The organism is uncultured Oscillibacter sp. (assembly GCF_910579365.1).
In the GTDB taxonomy this organism is placed as follows: Bacteria; Bacillota; Clostridia; order Oscillospirales; family Oscillospiraceae; genus Oscillibacter.
This window is the reverse complement of the sequence record NZ_CAJTUX010000024.1, coordinates 1-15965: the sequence shown is the minus strand read 5'-3', so window position 1 is coordinate 15965 and position 15965 is coordinate 1. Positions and strand designations below refer to the sequence as shown.

19 protein-coding genes are annotated in these 15965 nt (G+C 57.5%); 16 read left to right on the top strand and 3 right to left on the bottom strand.

Translation table 11 applies throughout. The features are described from left to right. Positions 1-2: 2 nt before the first annotated feature. Positions 3-2906: a M23/M56 family metallopeptidase gene (locus QZ329_RS07760; protein ID WP_295750666.1), complete on the top strand. Its 2904-nt coding sequence runs from the start codon at positions 3-5 to the stop codon at positions 2904-2906. Positions 2907-3010: 104 nt separating this feature from the next. Here QZ329_RS07760 and QZ329_RS07755 read toward each other — a convergent pair whose 3' ends face one another. Further along, entirely contained in the window at positions 3011-3535 is a 525-nt protein-coding gene (locus tag QZ329_RS07755; protein WP_295750664.1) for a DUF4364 family protein, read from the bottom strand. A gap of 150 nt (positions 3536-3685) precedes the next feature. Between QZ329_RS07755 and QZ329_RS07750 the strand changes: the two genes are divergently transcribed. Continuing rightward, positions 3686-4771, top strand: coding sequence for a DUF3048 domain-containing protein (locus QZ329_RS07750; RefSeq protein ID WP_295750660.1), 1086 nt, complete (start codon positions 3686-3688; stop codon positions 4769-4771). Positions 4772-4840: 69 nt separating this feature from the next. Here QZ329_RS07750 and QZ329_RS07745 read toward each other — a convergent pair whose 3' ends face one another. Both QZ329_RS07745 and QZ329_RS07740 read right to left on the bottom strand, forming a co-directional pair. Next, entirely contained in the window at positions 4841-5674 is an 834-nt protein-coding gene (locus QZ329_RS07745; protein WP_295750656.1) for a hypothetical protein, read from the bottom strand. Positions 5675-5761: 87 nt separating this feature from the next. Then, entirely contained in the window at positions 5762-6277 is a 516-nt protein-coding gene (locus QZ329_RS07740) for a GNAT family protein (RefSeq protein ID WP_295750653.1), read from the bottom strand. A gap of 156 nt (positions 6278-6433) precedes the next feature. On the opposite strand from QZ329_RS07740, the gene yajC reads away from it, so the two are divergent. From yajC to QZ329_RS07670, 14 genes are all read left to right on the top strand, one after another. After that, positions 6434-6796: a preprotein translocase subunit YajC gene (gene yajC, locus QZ329_RS07735; RefSeq protein ID WP_295750649.1), complete on the top strand. Its 363-nt coding sequence runs from the start codon at positions 6434-6436 to the stop codon at positions 6794-6796. 103 nt (positions 6797-6899) lie between these two features. After that, a complete protein-coding gene (locus QZ329_RS07730; protein ID WP_295750646.1) occupies positions 6900-7289 on the top strand; it encodes a hypothetical protein in 390 nt (129 codons plus the stop codon). Positions 7290-7779: 490 nt separating this feature from the next. Then, positions 7780-8385 carry a hypothetical protein gene (locus QZ329_RS07725; protein WP_295750643.1) on the top strand — a complete coding sequence of 202 codons (606 nt, stop codon included), beginning with the start codon at positions 7780-7782 and terminating at the stop codon, positions 8383-8385. 67 nt (positions 8386-8452) lie between these two features. Continuing rightward, on the top strand, positions 8453-9322 hold the full coding sequence (gene xerD, locus QZ329_RS07720) for a site-specific tyrosine recombinase XerD (RefSeq protein ID WP_295750732.1): 870 nt from the start codon (positions 8453-8455) through the stop codon (positions 9320-9322). A gap of 239 nt (positions 9323-9561) precedes the next feature. Then, the gene (ruvC, locus tag QZ329_RS07715) at positions 9562-10071 is read left to right on the top strand and encodes a crossover junction endodeoxyribonuclease RuvC (protein ID WP_295750640.1); all 510 of its coding nucleotides are present in this window, start codon (positions 9562-9564) and stop codon (positions 10069-10071) included. Positions 10072-10091: 20 nt separating this feature from the next. Then, on the top strand, positions 10092-10697 hold the full coding sequence (gene ruvA / locus QZ329_RS07710) for a Holliday junction branch migration protein RuvA (protein ID WP_295750637.1): 606 nt from the start codon (positions 10092-10094) through the stop codon (positions 10695-10697). A gap of 157 nt (positions 10698-10854) precedes the next feature. Then, positions 10855-11187, top strand: coding sequence for a DUF6054 family protein (locus QZ329_RS07705; RefSeq protein ID WP_295750634.1), 333 nt, complete (start codon positions 10855-10857; stop codon positions 11185-11187). A gap of 42 nt (positions 11188-11229) precedes the next feature. Beyond that, positions 11230-11451 (top strand): hypothetical protein, encoded by a 222-nt coding sequence (locus tag QZ329_RS07700; protein WP_295750631.1) that lies wholly within the window; start codon positions 11230-11232, stop codon positions 11449-11451. Between the two features lie 77 nt (positions 11452-11528). After that, entirely contained in the window at positions 11529-12599 is a 1071-nt protein-coding gene (gene ruvB, locus QZ329_RS07695; protein WP_295750628.1) for a Holliday junction branch migration DNA helicase RuvB, read from the top strand. A 15-nt stretch (positions 12600-12614) separates the two neighbouring features. After that, the gene (locus tag QZ329_RS07690; RefSeq protein WP_295750626.1) at positions 12615-13355 is read left to right on the top strand and encodes an AAA family ATPase; all 741 of its coding nucleotides are present in this window, start codon (positions 12615-12617) and stop codon (positions 13353-13355) included. A 3-nt stretch (positions 13356-13358) separates the two neighbouring features. Beyond that, on the top strand, positions 13359-13745 hold the full coding sequence (locus tag QZ329_RS07685; protein ID WP_295750623.1) for an SdpI family protein: 387 nt from the start codon (positions 13359-13361) through the stop codon (positions 13743-13745). Positions 13746-13752: 7 nt separating this feature from the next. Beyond that, entirely contained in the window at positions 13753-15111 is a 1359-nt protein-coding gene (glmM, locus tag QZ329_RS07680; RefSeq protein WP_295750620.1) for a phosphoglucosamine mutase, read from the top strand. A 65-nt stretch (positions 15112-15176) separates the two neighbouring features. Beyond that, the gene (locus tag QZ329_RS07675) at positions 15177-15818 is read left to right on the top strand and encodes a sigma-70 family RNA polymerase sigma factor (RefSeq protein ID WP_295750617.1); all 642 of its coding nucleotides are present in this window, start codon (positions 15177-15179) and stop codon (positions 15816-15818) included. 38 nt (positions 15819-15856) lie between these two features. Then, on the top strand, positions 15857-15965 hold a 109-nt coding region (locus QZ329_RS07670; protein WP_295750729.1), incomplete at its 3' end, for a zinc-ribbon domain-containing protein.

The following is a 15965-nucleotide window of genomic DNA, read 5'->3' as shown; positions in this document are numbered from 1 at the left end:
GTATGACTTTTTGGGAAATGTCTCTTTCCGGGACGGTCTTCATCCTTGCCGCCGCGGCTTTCCGGGGCGCAACGCTTCGCCGTCTGCCCAAAGGAACCTTTGTGGTGTTGTGGTGGCTGGCGGCGGTCCGTTTGCTGGCGCCTGTGGAGCTGCCCTCCCGGTTCAGCGTCTATACACTGCTGGAGACTCTGCGCTCCTATGCCGACCCTGCGGAGGTCCCGGCAATCCCGGCGGTTCCTGTGCCTGCGGCAGCCGTTGCACCCCCTCGTGTGATGACGGTTCCTGTGCCTGCGGCGGCAACGCCCCAACCCGCGTCTTTTCCGGTTTGGACGGCGCTCTGGGCCGCCGGTGCGGCGCTGCTGGCGCTGTGGTTCCTGATTCGCTATGTCCGCTGGCGGCGGCGTTTTCGGGAGTCCCTTCCTGCGGAGGCCTCTCCAGTTGCGGACGCCTGCCTGCGCTGCCGGAGAACCGTCCGCCTTCGGGTCACGGACCAGATTTCCGCTCCGCTGACTTATGGACTCCTCCGGCCGGTGATTCTCCTGCCCAAGACGCTGGACCTGGGTGATGAGGAAGCGGTGACCTGTGTGTTGGCCCATGAGCGAGTCCATATTCTCCGGCTGGACGGTCTTTTCAAGCTGGTATTGACGGCGGCGCTGTGCGTCCACTGGTTCAACCCGGCGGCGTGGCTGCTCTACATCCTGGGAAACCGGGACATGGAGCTCCGCTGCGACGAGGCGGCGGTGCTGGCTCTGGGAGAGGACAGCCGGGAGCGGTACGCCCTGGCCCTTATCCGTTTGGCGGAGAAACAATGTGCGTCTCTGTGCGGCTTCGCCCATCGAAGCGGCATGGAAGAAAGGATTCAAGCGATTATGAGCATCAAGAAAAAATCCCTGCTGACCTGTTTTGCGGCCCTGGCGCTGGTGCTGGGGATTACAACGGCCTTTGCGACCTCCGCGCGGCCGGCGGAGGCGGACGAACCTTTGGGCTATGCTATGGCCGACCGTGCGCTTTACGCCCAGTCGTCTGCGGAATCCGCCGCCCAGTGGAAAGAAGTCCTGGCCCCCTATGAGCCCTTCGGCCTGAAGTGGACCTTTGATGACCCGGACCTGGACGGCAACGGCCTGACCATGACCTGGGAGGGCCGCGAGGTCAGCGGCATTTATGACCAGGAAAGGGCTTTGTGGATTACGGAGCACACCGGAAACAGCACGTTTGGCCCCGATGCCGTGGAGCTCTATACCGTCTATGAAGGTAAGGAGCTCACCGGCCTCCGCCTTGCCGCGGAGGAGGAACAGGCTCGGTTCACCCAGGGCCGGAAGCTGTCCTCCGACGCTTTAAAGGTGGAAATCCTGGCGGAGAGTGTCCGCTATGACAGCGGGAATATCTATTTCACCATCCCCGAGAGCGAGGAGCCCTGGAGCATCTTTATTCGGGGCCGCGTTCAGATGGAGGACGGCTCCGGAATGAGCGTTCACTATCTGGAGGAGGAGAGCGAAAAGGCGGAGTGGGTGCCCCGGATGACCTATTGCTTTGCGGTAGGGGACGCGGCCTTTGACGAGCTGACGATGGAGATTGCCTATGGGGACGCACAATATACCTATCCTCTGACGCTGATTTTGCCGGAGGGGAAGCCCCTGGCGGCGGAGCCCCTGCCGGAGGGCAAGGCGAATATCCCCGAGGGGGCGGAGATGGTCTGGCCCGTGGACGGCGGTTCCATCAGTCAACCCCAGGAGACCCGGGCGAATCCCATCGGCGAAGGGGGGACCACCCATAACGGCGTAGACATCGCCGTGAAAGAGGGAACCCCCGTTTACGCCGCCGGAAAGGGGACGGTCAAGGAGGCCGGATTCAACGCCCAGGACGGCAATTTTGTCCGCATTGACCACGGGAGCGGGCAGGAAACCTTTTATGCCCACTGCGCAAGCGTGCTGGTCAAGACCGGCGACGCCGTGGAGCGGGGCCAGACCATCGCCACAGTGGGAAGTACGGGCATGTCCACCGGGGCCCACCTGCACTTTGAGTTCCTGGTGAACGGTGTTGCCACGGACCCGCTGGTGTTTGAGGATACGAACGAACGCGATGCTCGTCTTGATCTCTTTCAAGCTTCATGGGGTACGTTTCACGGAGAGGAGCAGACCATGGAGGGGAATCCCATTGTTGCCATTCAAGATGGGACTATTCTGGCCGCCGGAGTGAGGGACTACGGTGCTTCGGGAATGCGGGGACCCTATGTGCAGATCAGTTATCAGAGCGGTTATTCCATGATGTTCTATGGGTGCAAAGAGGTTGTGGTGAAAACCGGAGACAAGATAAAAACGGGCGACGTGATTGCGTATTCGGATGCCTTTGCTACCGGATACGGCCCGGTTCCCATTGAGGAAACGGAAAGCGAGCTGGATGTTGCGGCGGAATGGAAAACGTGGGCGGCTGAGAACCTGGTAAACGGAGATTACCCCCGCAACCGGAAGGGAGAGACTTACGGCAGCTGGAAGGCTTATGAATATTTGGGTTATGAGCCGGACCTGATAGAAGTCGCAAACTCGGCCGGGATGGAGGGCTATGCCGCTACAAAAGAACTGTACTTTCCCGATTTCGGCGCGGGCACAGAACACTATGACGAGTGCGCAGAGGAATCTCGCGCGTATGACAACTGGGTTGAGGAAAACCAGATTTCCAGAGTAATAATTCCGATGTATGATGAGGAGCATAATGTTATAGGAGAATGGGAGCACGGCGTTTTGAACGGTGTTCCGAGAGGAAAGACCATCACCTACACCGAGCTTGTGGAGGCTTCAAAAAAGGGCTGGCCCAACGCCAACGGCAGCCAGGACGTATACCGGGAGCCGGAGTTTAAAAGCATTGAGGAAGCGCAGGAGGCCATGCGCAACGGCTGGCCGGACATCTAGGCAGTATGCCGGAGCCTGCGGTGTGCGCGGAAGCGGCTGAAGCGCCGTTTGGCAAAGGAGGCAGAAAACAGCAGGGCTGTCCCTTGGGGGACGGCCCTGCCTGACTATGTCTCTTCTGAGAGCAGCAGCTGAATAATCTGACTGTAGAGCTTTTCCGGCCTGTCCTTGAACCGCTTGGCCACCGCCTTGGCTTGGGATTGGTCCACCATCATCAGACGCAAATCCATGACGCCGCCCTTATCGTCGGACAGGGACAGGCGGACGGTGTACGTGCCGTTGGGCCGCGGCTCCGTGGTGGCCTTTACCTGCCGTTGGCGGCGGAGCTTTCGGTTCCAATCCTCCAGATTTTTGTCACAGCGGCGGCGAACGGAATAAGGGAGGCTGGACTCACAGGCGGCGCCGTTTCGCGCCCCTTTTTCCGTGAGGGAGTATAGACCGGAATCAGAGAGCGTCAGATGCTCCGTGCGGACCAGGTCGGTGAGGCACTCGGAAAAGTCGAAATAATCGATGGCGTCGTCGCAGAGGGTCAGGTCCAGAAGGGTGTCGAAGGGTACGGGCTCCTCGACCCTGGCGGCAATGTAGAGAATGAGAAATTTGATCTCCAGCTTGTCCTGGATAAAGCCGGGCATGACGCGGCCTCCTTAAAGAGTTTTCTTTATTATACTCCGAACCGGCCGGTATGTATAGAGGAAAATCGAATTTTAAAAGATTTTGCCTTGACGGCTTCCTTGGACATTGGTATCATAAGAACAGTTTACATGACGAAAGGCGGCGGCGAAATGAAAAAGAGGACGCTGGCGATCTTACTGGCGGCGTTGGTGGCGCTGGCTGCGGCTGGCTGCGGCGGAAAGGCGGACCCGGAGCCGGCCCCGGAACCGGACCCGGAACCCGTGGAGGATGATTATCCGGTGCTTCCCCCGGACCCGGAGCCCTATGTCCCGGCGGGAACGAATCCGCTGACGGGTCTGCCCATGGAACCGGAATATGAGGACCTGCGGCCCATCGCGGTGATGCTGAATAACCTGAAGGCGGCCCAGCCCCAGCTGGGCATCTCGCAGGCGGACGTTATTTACGAGGTTCCGGTGGAGGGCGGCATCACCCGGATGCTGGGGCTCTATCAGACTGTGGAGGGTATCGAAACCCTGGGCAGCGTCCGCTCCGCCCGGCCCTACTTTGTGGAGCTGGCGCTTGGGCACGACGCGGTCTATGTCCACGCCGGAGGCAGTCAGGAGGCGTACTCCAACCTCTACAGCTGGAAGGTGGACCATATGGACGGCGTCCGGGGCGGGGAGGATGCGAAGATTTTCTGGCGGGACCCAGACCGCAGGCGGAACAACGGTTATGAGCACAGCCTGATTACTTCCGGAGAGAAGATTCTGGAGTACCTGGCCGGGGGGAAAATAGCCACAGAGCACGACGCTGGATGGAGTTATCCCCAGGCTTTTGCGGAAGACGGGACCCCGACCGGCGGAGAGACTGCGGAGCAGGTAAAGGTTCGGTTCTCCAACTATAAGACCGGCGTTTTTGACTATGACGCCTCCAGCGGCAGGTATTTTGTAAGTCAGTATGGTAAAGAGCATGTGGACGGCAGCACCGGGGACCAGGTCAGCGCGGTGAATGTTCTTGTGCTGAAAGCGGCCACTGCGGTTCTGGACGATGTGGGCCGCCTTCGGGTCCAGACCACCGGCGAAGGAGAGGGCCTGTATTTCTGCGGCGGCAAGGCGGTTCCCATTCAGTGGAGCCGGGAAGACCGGAACCATCCGTTCTCCTATACGCTGGAGGACGGAAAGCCTCTGGTTTTGGGACAGGGAAACAGCTATGTCTGCATCATCGGCAGAAAGACCGGCACAGTGGAATACGAATGAGAAAAGGAAGGACCGCCCCAATTCTTGGGGCGGTCCTGGTTGCGTATAGGGAATCTCTCCGAAAGGGGATTACTTACGGCAGGCGCAGCAGCACTCCTCGTAATTCTCCGGCATCCGCACGGTGTTGGGCGGGAAGAACTCGCCCACGGGGAAGGAAATGTTGCGGAAGATGCCGCAGGGGTCCTCGGTTCCGCTGCCGCAGGCGCATTCCTTATCAGGCATGCAGTAGTCGTACACCGGCACCAGAAGCTGGGAATCCCGCTCCAGACGTACAATGGAGAACTGGCCCAGGGTGACGTAGATGCGGCGGCTGTCGTCGCCGCTGGAGAGCTCGCCGTCAAAGCAGCTGTTGACGAAGGAGGGCACCTCACAAAGCTCACAGTCGCAGTCCCGCTTGCCGCAGCAATCCATGATGCGGGCGTCCAGGACGATGGGGTCCACGGCCTCCACAACGGCCACAGGGAGGTTGGACCGGCTCATCAGCTGAAGGTCCGGCTCGCCGGTGCGGAGCTCGGAGGAGAAAATTTTGGCGTTCCCTTCGCTGCCGAAAAGAATGGCCCGCTTGTCGAACACGCACAGGCCCTCCACCGTGATGGGGGCGGGGCAGCTCAGATAAGCCTGGAGCGTGACGGAGTAGAAGAACCGCATGTCGACGGTGTAGAACCCCCGGTTGAAGCTGACGGGCTCCACATCCACATAGACATAAAGCAGTTTGGCGCTGCCGCCCTTGACGGACAGGGCGCGGTTGATAACGTCCACATACTGGAGCTTGGGATAGAAGCGCAGGTCCTCGATGCAGTCTTTATCTCGGCAGGAATCATAAATCTTCCTGGTATGGATGCAAACCGCCTCACGGATGCCGCTGAGGTCCTCTACGGGACCCGGCATGACTTTCTCGGGCATTGCAATACCTCCTAATAAGTAACTGGCGAAAGAACAAAGTCCTTTCAATCCAGTGTATGCAATACCGTGCCGGAGGTGCGGGGACCTCTACATCTCCTCCCGCAAAAGGGCGTACATACAATAGGAATGAACCTGCCCGTTTTTGAAAACGCCGTTCCGCATAATCCCCTCACAGGTGAAGCCGGCCTTCTCCAGCACCCTCCGGGAGCCCAGGTTATCTGCAAAGGGCTCTGCAAAAATACGGAGAATGTCAAAGCGGCGAAACGCTTCCCGGCAGATCTGCCGCACCGCCTCCGTCATAATTCCGTTTCCCCAGCAGGCCTCTGCAAGCCAATATCCCAGCTCGGCGGACTTTTCGTATACATCGTCTTTTAGAGAGACGCTGACGCAGCCGGAGACCTTCTCCTCTATAATAATAGCTCTGGCAAGCTGACGTTCCTCTCCTTTAACGGAGCAGTCGTTGATAAACCACTCCGCGTCTGCCGGCGTGTAGGGGGAGGGAAAAACGTTCCGCAGATTTGCCGCAATCTTCGGATTGTTGGCGGCCTCTGCGAGAGCTTGGACATCGTCTGCACACCAGGTCCTCAAAACAAACGGATTCATATAAATCCCTCCAGACGTTGATTTATCTGCAATTATACTGCATCTGGAAGCGCCTGTCCAGATATTTCCTTGTCCGCCAGAAGAAAATGCTTGCAAAACCGCCGGTATCTGGTATAATAAATTTATTCTGAATACACAAAAGGAAGGAAGCTGTCAATGGATTACACAATTTTCATGATTGTCATCATGATTGCGCTGATGTATTTCCTGATGATTCGCCCGGAAAACAAGCGGAAAAAGAAGGCCCAGGAGATGCGGGACAGCCTGAAGAAGGGCGATGTTATCACGTCGATCGGCGGCATTGTGGGAAAGATTGTCTCCGTGAGCAAGGATACCATTGTGATTGAGACCAGCGACGACCGGGTCCGCGTAGAGCTGACCAAGTGGGCCGTCAGTTCTGTGGGCGTGCAGAGCGGTGAGCAGCCGGAGGAGAAAAAGGAAGAGAAGAAGGACTCCAAGAAGGACGAAGGAAAGAAGGAGTCCGGCGAGGACAAGGAGAAATGGTCCCCGGAACTTTGAGCCTCTTCTAAGCACGCTTTAATTTTCTACCATTCAAAAGCATAAAAACACCCTCCCACGGAATATGCTCCTTTTAAGAAGCATGTTGCGAGGGAGGATTTTTATGGCTAAGGGAAAGAAACAACAGGAGGTATGGAAGGGATTTTTAGCAGGCGGTCTGCTGTCGCTGGGAATCTACCTGCTGGGGCTCCTGTTCCTGACGCTGCTGTTGGTAAAGGGCGCTTTATCCGAAGGGGGAAGCTTCCCGGCCGTGGCGGTGCTGTGTGCCCTGTCTGCGCTGGCAGGCGGTCTGCTTACCGTGCGTTTGACGTCTCTGCGGGCCGGGGGAGTGCTGACGGCGGCGATGTTTCTGTCCGTGCTGATTCTGGCGGGCCTCGGCTTTTTTGAGGAGATTGCCTGGCTGGGCCGCGGCGGCATGCTGCTGCTCTGCGGTTTGGCAGGGGGAGTGTTGGCGGGGTTGGGCGGCCCCCGGAAACGCCGGAGACGAAAATGAGGGGATTCGGCCGGTAGAATACCGCTCTTGTTGGATTGCACAAAATTCCGGAATTTTCCATTATTTTCTTGCTGCGCGGCATTTGTTTTGACTAAGTGGAGGAACGAACGGCAGGGCGGAAGATATGGGGCTTGGCTGGAGCGCCGCCCCCCAAATGTGGGTGGCGCTTTTTCAAAATCGAAATTCTGTTTCACGGTGTTTGCGCATGGTTTCGCGGTTTACATAATGTAGTTTACATAACATTTTGTCATAGCTCCCAAAAAAATCATTTTTTTCGGAAACATCTTGCGAAAAACGGGAAAATAGGCTATATTATAGAAGCAATCTCAATTTGTGTAAATTTACGCCTTCTCTCTTGTTCCTATAGATGGGAGGGCGTTTTCTTGTCCGGTTGTCGAATTTCCTCCGCTTTTTTAGGATGCGTATAAACTGCCGCCGTCTCTCATAGGCTGAGGTGAGGTGAGGCGGTTTGAACTGGAAGAGGCGGGAGATGACGGAGTGGAGACGGCCGCTGGTTCGTCTATTGTTTCTGGCGCTGTTCTTTTTCTCCGGCATTGTTTTGGGACAGGTTTTTTCCAGCCGGGTCCCTGACGCTACGGGAGAGGAACTGACCCGCTACCTGACAGACTTCCTGAAAGTGGAAGGAGAGCTGCCGCCCCTGGCGGTACTGCAGGCGGCGGCGTTGTATTTTCGTTATCCGCTGGCCGCGTTTCTGCTGGGATTTGCTTCCATCGGCGTTTTGCTTCTTCCGGCTGCCGCGGGTGCGTTTGGCTTTTTCCTGTCCTTTTCCGTCTGCTGTTTCACGGCGGCCTTTGGCCCAGACGGGGTGCTGCTGGCATTGGCGGTGTTTGGCCTGCGGTGCGCGGTGACGCTGCCCTGTTTCTTCCTTCTGGCGGTTCCATCGCTGGAGCGTTCTGCGGCGTTGGCGTGTTTGTCTTTTGGAAGTGGCCGACGGTCCGCTCCGGTGCTGTATGACCGGGACTGGTGGAGCCGGCTGGCGGTGGTTTCTGGAGCGCTGCTGGCGGGAATGTGTGCTGAGCTGACGCTGTCTCCGTGGTTTTTGCGGCAGCTGTTGGAACGAATGCTGATAAGATAGGGAGCTTTTCCCGCTTGGCTTTCCAGCGGGCGAGCAGGTAAAGAGAGAAGGGGTTAAAACGGACGAGATTGCACGTTATAAGGAGTATCTGGTGGCGGAAAAGCATGCCTCCCAAAACACAGTCGCCTCTTACCGGCGGGATGTGAGCCAGTTTTCCGACTATTTGAATCTCCGGGGTCTGGGACTTCTGGAGGTCGACGGCGGCATAGTGCGGGACTATATGGACTGGATGCTGGGCCGGGGAAAATCTGCGGCGTCTGTTACCCGCTTTCTGGCCTCTGTAAAATCCTTCTATAACTTCCTAATTGCCGCTGGAAAGATGAAGACAAACCCGGCCAAGGGGGTTTCTTCCGCCAAGGTAGAGCGAAAGTATCCGGAAATTCTGACCTCCAAAGAGGTGGAGCTGTTTTTGGAACAGCCCCAGTGCGTGGACGCCAAAGGGTTTCGGGATCACGCCATGCTGGAGCTGCTCTACGCCACCGGTATTCGGGTCAGCGAGCTGACGACGCTGAATCTGGAGGATCTGAATTTAGCCGCCGGCTTTATCCGCTGCTCCAGCAAGGGGAAGGAGCGGATCATTCCCCTGTATCGAACGGCGGTAAAGGCTTTGCAGGACTACGTGTGGAAAATCCGTCCGCAGCTGGTGCTGGACGAGGAGGAAAACGCGCTCTTTGTCAATATGAATGGCGAGCGGATGAGCCGCCAGGGGTTTTGGAAAATCATTAAACTCTATCAGGGGAAGGCGGGCATTGAAAAGGAAATCACCCCCCATACTCTGCGGCACTCCTTTGCGGTCCACCTGTTGGAAAACGGCGCGGACCTTCGCTCCATTCAGGAAATGCTGGGGCACGCGGATATCTCCTCCACTCAGATTTATACCCATGTGATGAAGGGGAATTTAAAGGATGTCTATCAAAAGGCGCATCCAAGGGCCTAAGAGCGTTGCACTAACAGGCGCTGCCAGCCGGCAGCGTCTGTCATTTTTATGGCCTTGTTTTTGGATGGGTGTTCTGACGCGCCCCGGCGCCGCAGTTTTACATTGCCGGCTACCGGAATCCCGATCATTGCAGTATTGCCTGTGCAACGATGCCGGCGGGGCCGCTGTCAATTTTGCAGTTGCGCATCCGGGTTAAATTTGCTATACTAACAAAGAATGCAAGCCGAAAGGGGCGGACCATGCGAGTTTTAGGAATTGACCCCGGCTTTGCCACCATTGGATTTGGTCTGGTGGAGGCGGACAGGGGGCAGGCGCACATGCTGACCTATGGGGCTATCACGACCCCGGCCGGCCTGCCTCTGAGCCGGAGGCTTTACCAGATCGGAATGGATATGGAGGACCTGCTTGGTCAGCTGAAGCCCGACGTCATTTCCATTGAGGAGCTGTTCTTCAACACCAACATCACCACCGGCATCGCCGTGGCCCACGGCAGGGGCGTGCTTCTTTACGCCGCAGAAAAATGCGGCGTTCCTTTGTTCGAATACACTCCCTCACAGGTAAAGCTGGCGGTAACCGGATACGGCAAGGCGGAGAAGCGGCAGGTGATGGATATGACCCGCCGGCTTTTGAAGCTGAAGGCGGTGCCCCGGCCTGACGACGCCGCCGACGCCCTGGCCCTGGCCCTGTGTCATGCCCGGAGCTTTACTTCTCGGCTGCCTCAGAAAAGAGGCGTGCCGGAAACCATATAACGGAGGAAAACGGAGGCGCTATGTTTTATTATCTGGACGGCACCGTCGCGGAGATTCTGCCTTATCTGGCGGTGATAGACTGCGGAGGGGTGGGCTATGCCTGTAAGACCACCAACAACACGCTGTCAGTCCTGAAAAAGGGGCAGCGGAAAAAACTCTATACATATTTGAATGTGGCGGAGAATCTCTTTGAGCTCTATGGCTTTGCCTCGCAGAGTGAACTGAACAGCTTCAAGCTGCTGATCGGCGTCTCCGGTGTGGGCCCCAAAGCGGCGCTGGCGATTCTCTCCTCCGGCACGCCGGAGACGCTGGCCATGGCCATTGTCACCGGAGATGAGAAGGCTCTGACGGCCGCGCCGGGAATTGGAAAGAAAATTGCCCAGCGCGTCATTTTGGAGCTGAAAGATAAGATCGCCAAGGAGGTCTCCGGCGGTCTGGATTTCTCCGGCGGCAAGGGAGCGCCCGCTCCGGCGCTGTTTGGCAATAAGGCCGGGGAAGCCGCCCAGGCCCTGGCGGTGCTGGGATATTCCAGTCAGGAAGTATCCGCAGCGCTGAAAGGCTTGGATATGGAGCTGCCTCTGGAGGAGATCGTTCGTCAGGGGCTGAAGCGGATGGCGAAGCTCTAAAGCACGGCACAAGAATTCCTGTACAGCAAAATAACTTTACACTAACTCTTGGAATTTCGGAGAGCAGCGTTTCGGCGAAAATGCAGAATAAGCTGTAAGGTCAATTAACTTTACGGATATGGTGTGCCAAGAACTGTGGCGGAAGGGGACAGAAGAAATGGCAAAGTTTGAATACCGATTCCGCGGAAACTTTGACGCGGCGCTGAACCGTTTTCACAGCGGCATTCTCGGCGGCAGCGTCACCGCAAGTTTTGAAGAGGGAAGCGACTATACTGCGGGCGGCGTCCGCTGTGCGGTTCGAGTTTACGAACGCTACAGCATGACCGGCGGAAACCGGCTCAGCCTGACCCTGACACTGATCGGCCAGGGAGAGGACCTGTTCCTTTCCGCCATTGCCGCCGGGGGCAGTCAGGGAATGCTTTTCAAGGTGAATACCTGGAGCGAGGAGTCCTTTCTGGACAAGGTGCGGGTGCTGGCACAGGGACTGTAAGATTTCCCGGGAAATCCGGAACGGTTATAGGAGACGGCATAAATGGGAGAGCTACTTCGTACGATAATTGGCATCGGCATTCTCGGCAGTGTGATTACCATGCTGCGGTTTTCAAAATACTGCCGTCTTTTGAACCAGCATTGGACACTGGACCCGGAGACCATGGAACGCTACCAGGCATGGGCTAAGCGTTATCTGGCTGCGACGGGCTGCCTGCTGGCAGTTGCCTTTCTCTGCATGCTGCTGGGTCCGCTTCTCATCTGACTGTCCCGCACGGCGTACCGGGCGGAGACGGTTTCCCTTTTGCTAAGCGCCTTTGACAAGAAGAGGGGGGTTGATTTTTGAGCATCGACTTTGGAAACGACATTTATGAGGAACCTATTGTGGCCAAGACCTTCCTCCAGGAGGATGTTCAGGAGGGATCGCTCCGGCCCAAGAGCCTGCGGGAGTATATCGGTCAGGAGAAGGCCAAGGAAAATCTGTCTATTTTTATTGAGGCTGCCCGAAAGCGGGAGGAGTCCCTGGATCATGTGCTGCTCCACGGACCTCCGGGCTTGGGCAAGACCACCCTGGCGGGCATCATTGCCCAGGAGATGGGGGTTAACATCCGCATTACCTCCGGGCCCGCCATTGAAAAGCCGGGAGACCTGGCGGCGCTGCTGACCAATCTGAACGAAGGAGACATTCTCTTCGTAGATGAGATTCACCGGCTGAACCGCTCTGTGGAGGAGATTTTGTACCCCGCCATGGAGGATTACGTGCTGGATATTATTGTGGGAAAGGGGCCCTCCGCCAACTCCATCCGGCTGGACCTGCCCAGGTTTACCCTGATCGGCGCGACCACACGGGCAGGTCAGCTCTCCGCGCCTCTGCGTGACCGCTTCGGCGTGACCCTCCGGCTGGAGCTTTATACGCCGGAGGAGCTGGCGAAGATTGTCACCCGGTCCGCTGGGATTTTGAATGTGGACATTGTGCTGGAAGGGGCCTATGAGGTTGCCCGGAGGTCCCGGGGGACGCCTCGGATTGCCAACCGGATGCTCCGCCGGGTTCGCGACTTTGCCCAGGTCCGGGCTGACGGCGTGATTACTAAAGATGTGGCGGATCAGGCCCTCTGCGCGTTGGAGATTGATTACCTGGGCCTGGACCCGGTGGACCGGCGGATGATGGAGGCAATCATCGACAATTACGGCGGCGGTCCCGTGGGCTTGGAGACTTTGGCGGCCACCATTGGAGAGGAATCCGTCACGCTGGAGGATGTTTACGAGCCCTATCTGATGCAGCTGGGCTTTTTGACCCGGACCCCCCGGGGACGCTGTGTGACGCAAAAGGCGTATCAGCATCTCCATAAGCCCGTTCCCGGCGGCACATCGCCGGAGAATGTCATGGAGCAGCTGACGCTGGGGAATGCCTGAGGGGATGGGGGAACCGTGATTTATCTGAACTCCGTCCGGCTCCGCCGGGAACTGCCCGGGGAGAGCTATCTCCAGCGGCTGGGGCCTGTACAGTATTTGATGGCGGGCAAAACCCTGGAATTTGACCGCCCCGTCACCTTCCTAGTGGGAGAGAATGGGACGGGAAAGTCCACGCTGCTGGAGGGGATTGCCGTGGCCTGCGGGTTCAACCCGGAGGGCGGCACTCGGAATTTCAACTTTTCCACACGGGCCACGCACTCGGTATTGGGGGAGTACCTGACCCCGGCCCGGAAGCGGTATCCCAGAGACGGATTTTTCCTCCGGGCAGAGAGCTTTTACAATGTGGCCACCAACATTGACGAGATGGACGAAGGGCCGGCGATGGGGCCCAGGCTTATTGACAGCTACGGCGGAGTATCCCTTCACCGGCAGTCCCATGGGGAGAGTTTTCTCGCCCTGGTTCAGAACCGCTTCGGCGGAGAGGGGCTGTACCTGCTGGACGAACCGGAAGCGGCCCTGTCGCCCTCCCGGCTTCTGACGCTGATAGGGGAGATGGACCAGCTGGTGAAGGCGGACTCGCAGTTTATCGTGGCGACGCACTCGCCGGTTTTGATGGCCTTTCCCGAAGCCAGGATTTATGTGCTGAGCGAAGACGGCGTCCGGACAGCGGAGTACCAGGAGACGGAACACTACCAGCTGACAAAGCGGTTTTTGGACGATCCGGAGCGGATGCTGCGGTATTTACTGGGGGATTGACTCATGGGAAAACTGCTGTTTTGGTGTTTCATGCTGGTGATGGCCCTCCTGATTCCTGGATGTATGATCGTCCTTGGCCGAAGTTTTGTGAAGAACCCGCCGGGAGAAATCAACGGCGGCTACGGTTACCGCACGTTCCGCTCCATGCGGAACCGGGAGACCTGGGCGTTTGCCCAGCGCTACAGCGGGCAATTTTTGGTTCGGGCGGGCCGGCCCATGCTGACGGTTTCACTTGTATGGATGGTTCTGCTGTTCGGCAGAGAAATTGGCACGATAGGAAATCTTGGCCTGCTTTTGACTGTGCTTCAAATGGCTCCGTTTATGGCGGTTATCCCAGCCACAGAGCGGGCCTTAAAGCGAAATTTTGACGATTTTGGAAGAAAGAGGTAACTTTAATATGGGTAAACTTTTTGGCACCGACGGCATTCGCGGCGTAGTGGGCGAGAACCTGACGGCAGACTTGGCTTTTCGTGTTGGGCAGGCTGTGGGGACGGTTTTGATGGAGGAGAAGAAGGGGGAGCATCCCACGGTGGTTCTGGGCATGGATACCCGCATTTCCTCCGATATGCTGGAGGCGTCTTTGATCGCGGGGCTCTGTTCCGTGGGCAGCGACGTGAAGCCTGTGGGGGACATTCCCACCCCTGCGGTGGCGTATCTGACCCGGCAGGAGAAGGCGGACGCCGGCATTGTGGTTTCCGCTTCCCACAACCCTTATGAACACAATGGCATCAAGGTTTTTAACGGCCAGGGCTACAAGCTCTCCGACGCACTGGAGGAACGGGTGGAGGAAAAGATTTTTTCCAGTGAGCCTATGGCCCTGAAAACCCGGGGAGAGCTGGGCCGCCGCCACCACGGCATGAAGCAGCTCAAGCGGGACTACATTGATTTCGCCGCCTCCACCATCGAGTCGGACCTGGCGGGGCTGCGCATTCTGGTGGACTGCGCCAACGGCGCCGCCAGCGCCACCGCTCCCGAGCTCTTCGGCCGGTTCAAGGCCCATACGGTCTTCCTCCACCGGACTCCCGACGGCGTGAACATCAACGACCACTGCGGTTCCACCCATCTGGAGGATCTGTCCGCCCGGGTGGTAAAGGAAGGCTATGACATCGGCGTAGCCTTCGACGGCGACGCGGACCGCTGCCTGCTGGTGGACGAGAACGGCGGCGTCATTGACGGGGATAAGGTGATGGCCGTCTGCGCACTGGATATGAAGCGCCGGGGTATTTTGCGGGGGAATGCCATCGTGGCCACGGTGATGAGCAACCTTGGCCTTCACGAGTTTTGCCGGAATTACGGGATAGATCTGATCTGCACGGCCGTGGGCGACCGGAACGTGCTGGAGGAAATGCTCCGCCGGGATTTCCGAATTGGCGGCGAGCAGTCCGGCCATACCATTTTCACCGCCCTGGAGACCACTGGGGACGGGCAGGTGACGGCGCTCCAATTTCTTCAGGTTCTGGCTCAATCGGGGAAGAAGGCGTCGGAGCTGGCCTCCGTATGTGCCGCCTATCCCCAGGTCCTTGTCAACGTGGAGGTTCCCCACAGCGGCGGCGTGAAGGAGAAGATTATGGACTCCCCGGAGCTGGCGGAGGCGGTGCGGAACGAGGAGACGGCCCTGAACGGGGAGGGGCGTGTGCTTGTCCGTGCCTCTGGAACAGAGTCCCTGATTCGGGTAATGGTGGAGGCCAAGACCACGAAAATCGCACAAAATACGGCCGATTCTCTGGTTAGTCTTATAAAATCACTAAAATTTTAAGAAATTTTTAAGAGAATTTTGATAAATTGCTTGACATTTTCCTTGACAGATGGGTATAATACAACATGCGCAATACTTACGTGAACGATGTGTCGGAACTGGAACAGCAGCCGGACGAGGCGCTTTGCCTTTTGGCTGCGGCGGGAAACCGTCTGGCGGAGGAGACTCTTGTCACCCGGTATAACCGGCTGGTCCGCACTTGCGCCCGCCCCTTCTTTCTGGCGGGCGGTGACAGTGAGGATATGACCCAGGAGGGCATGGTGGGTTTGATCAAGGCCGTCCGGGAATATGACGCCGGAAAAGAGGCGTCCTTCCGCACATTTGCGGAGATTTGTATCCGAAGCCGTCTGTATTCTGTGCTCCGCGCCTCGGCGCGGGATAAACAGCAGCCGCTCAATCAATCGGTTTCTTTAGACAATCCTAATTTTGACAGCAATCCCCTCACCTCTGGGACCAGTAATTTGGCGCAGCGTAATCCTGAAGATTTCCTGATCGACAGGGAGCACACGGCAGCCCTCTTATCCGGTGTCCGGAAACAGTTGTCCGAATTTGAAGCAAAGATTTTGGGGTATTATTTGGACGGTCTTTCTTGCAGGGAAATTGCCAAAGCGGTGAACAAACCCCCAAAATCCGTGGACAACGCTGTGCAGCGCATTCGACGCAAGGTGGCGCAGCAATTACTTTCCGGCGATTTCAGCCAACGCTGAACGCAATATATTTTTCTTTTCAAAGAGAGGGTAAAATCATGTACGAAGACAAGACCTTAGTGTGCAAAGAGTGTGGCCAAGAGTTCGTGTTTACCGCCGGTGAGCAGGAGTTCTATGCGGAGCGCGGCTTCCAGAACGAGCCCCAGC

What these genes read in the sequence shown, in the direction of transcription:
- QZ329_RS07760 (WP_295750666.1), top strand. Translation starts at nt 3, where the DNA reads ATGACTTTTTGGGAAATGTCTCTTTCCGGGACGGTCTTCATCCTTGCC.
- QZ329_RS07755 (WP_295750664.1), bottom strand. Translation starts at nt 3,535, where the DNA reads ATGCCCGGCTTTATCCAGGACAAGCTGGAGATCAAATTTCTCATTCTC.
- QZ329_RS07750 (WP_295750660.1), top strand. Translation starts at nt 3,686, where the DNA reads ATGAAAAAGAGGACGCTGGCGATCTTACTGGCGGCGTTGGTGGCGCTG.
- QZ329_RS07745 (WP_295750656.1), bottom strand. Translation starts at nt 5,674, where the DNA reads ATGCCCGAGAAAGTCATGCCGGGTCCCGTAGAGGACCTCAGCGGCATC.
- QZ329_RS07740 (WP_295750653.1), bottom strand. Translation starts at nt 6,277, where the DNA reads ATGAATCCGTTTGTTTTGAGGACCTGGTGTGCAGACGATGTCCAAGCT.
- yajC (WP_295750649.1), top strand. Translation starts at nt 6,434, where the DNA reads ATGGATTACACAATTTTCATGATTGTCATCATGATTGCGCTGATGTAT.
- QZ329_RS07730 (WP_295750646.1), top strand. Translation starts at nt 6,900, where the DNA reads ATGGCTAAGGGAAAGAAACAACAGGAGGTATGGAAGGGATTTTTAGCA.
- QZ329_RS07725 (WP_295750643.1), top strand. Translation starts at nt 7,780, where the DNA reads ATGACGGAGTGGAGACGGCCGCTGGTTCGTCTATTGTTTCTGGCGCTG.
- ruvC (WP_295750640.1), top strand. Translation starts at nt 9,562, where the DNA reads ATGCGAGTTTTAGGAATTGACCCCGGCTTTGCCACCATTGGATTTGGT.
- ruvA (WP_295750637.1), top strand. Translation starts at nt 10,092, where the DNA reads ATGTTTTATTATCTGGACGGCACCGTCGCGGAGATTCTGCCTTATCTG.
- QZ329_RS07705 (WP_295750634.1), top strand. Translation starts at nt 10,855, where the DNA reads ATGGCAAAGTTTGAATACCGATTCCGCGGAAACTTTGACGCGGCGCTG.
- QZ329_RS07700 (WP_295750631.1), top strand. Translation starts at nt 11,230, where the DNA reads ATGGGAGAGCTACTTCGTACGATAATTGGCATCGGCATTCTCGGCAGT.
- QZ329_RS07685 (WP_295750623.1), top strand. Translation starts at nt 13,359, where the DNA reads ATGGGAAAACTGCTGTTTTGGTGTTTCATGCTGGTGATGGCCCTCCTG.
- glmM (WP_295750620.1), top strand. Translation starts at nt 13,753, where the DNA reads ATGGGTAAACTTTTTGGCACCGACGGCATTCGCGGCGTAGTGGGCGAG.
- QZ329_RS07675 (WP_295750617.1), top strand. Translation starts at nt 15,177, where the DNA reads ATGCGCAATACTTACGTGAACGATGTGTCGGAACTGGAACAGCAGCCG.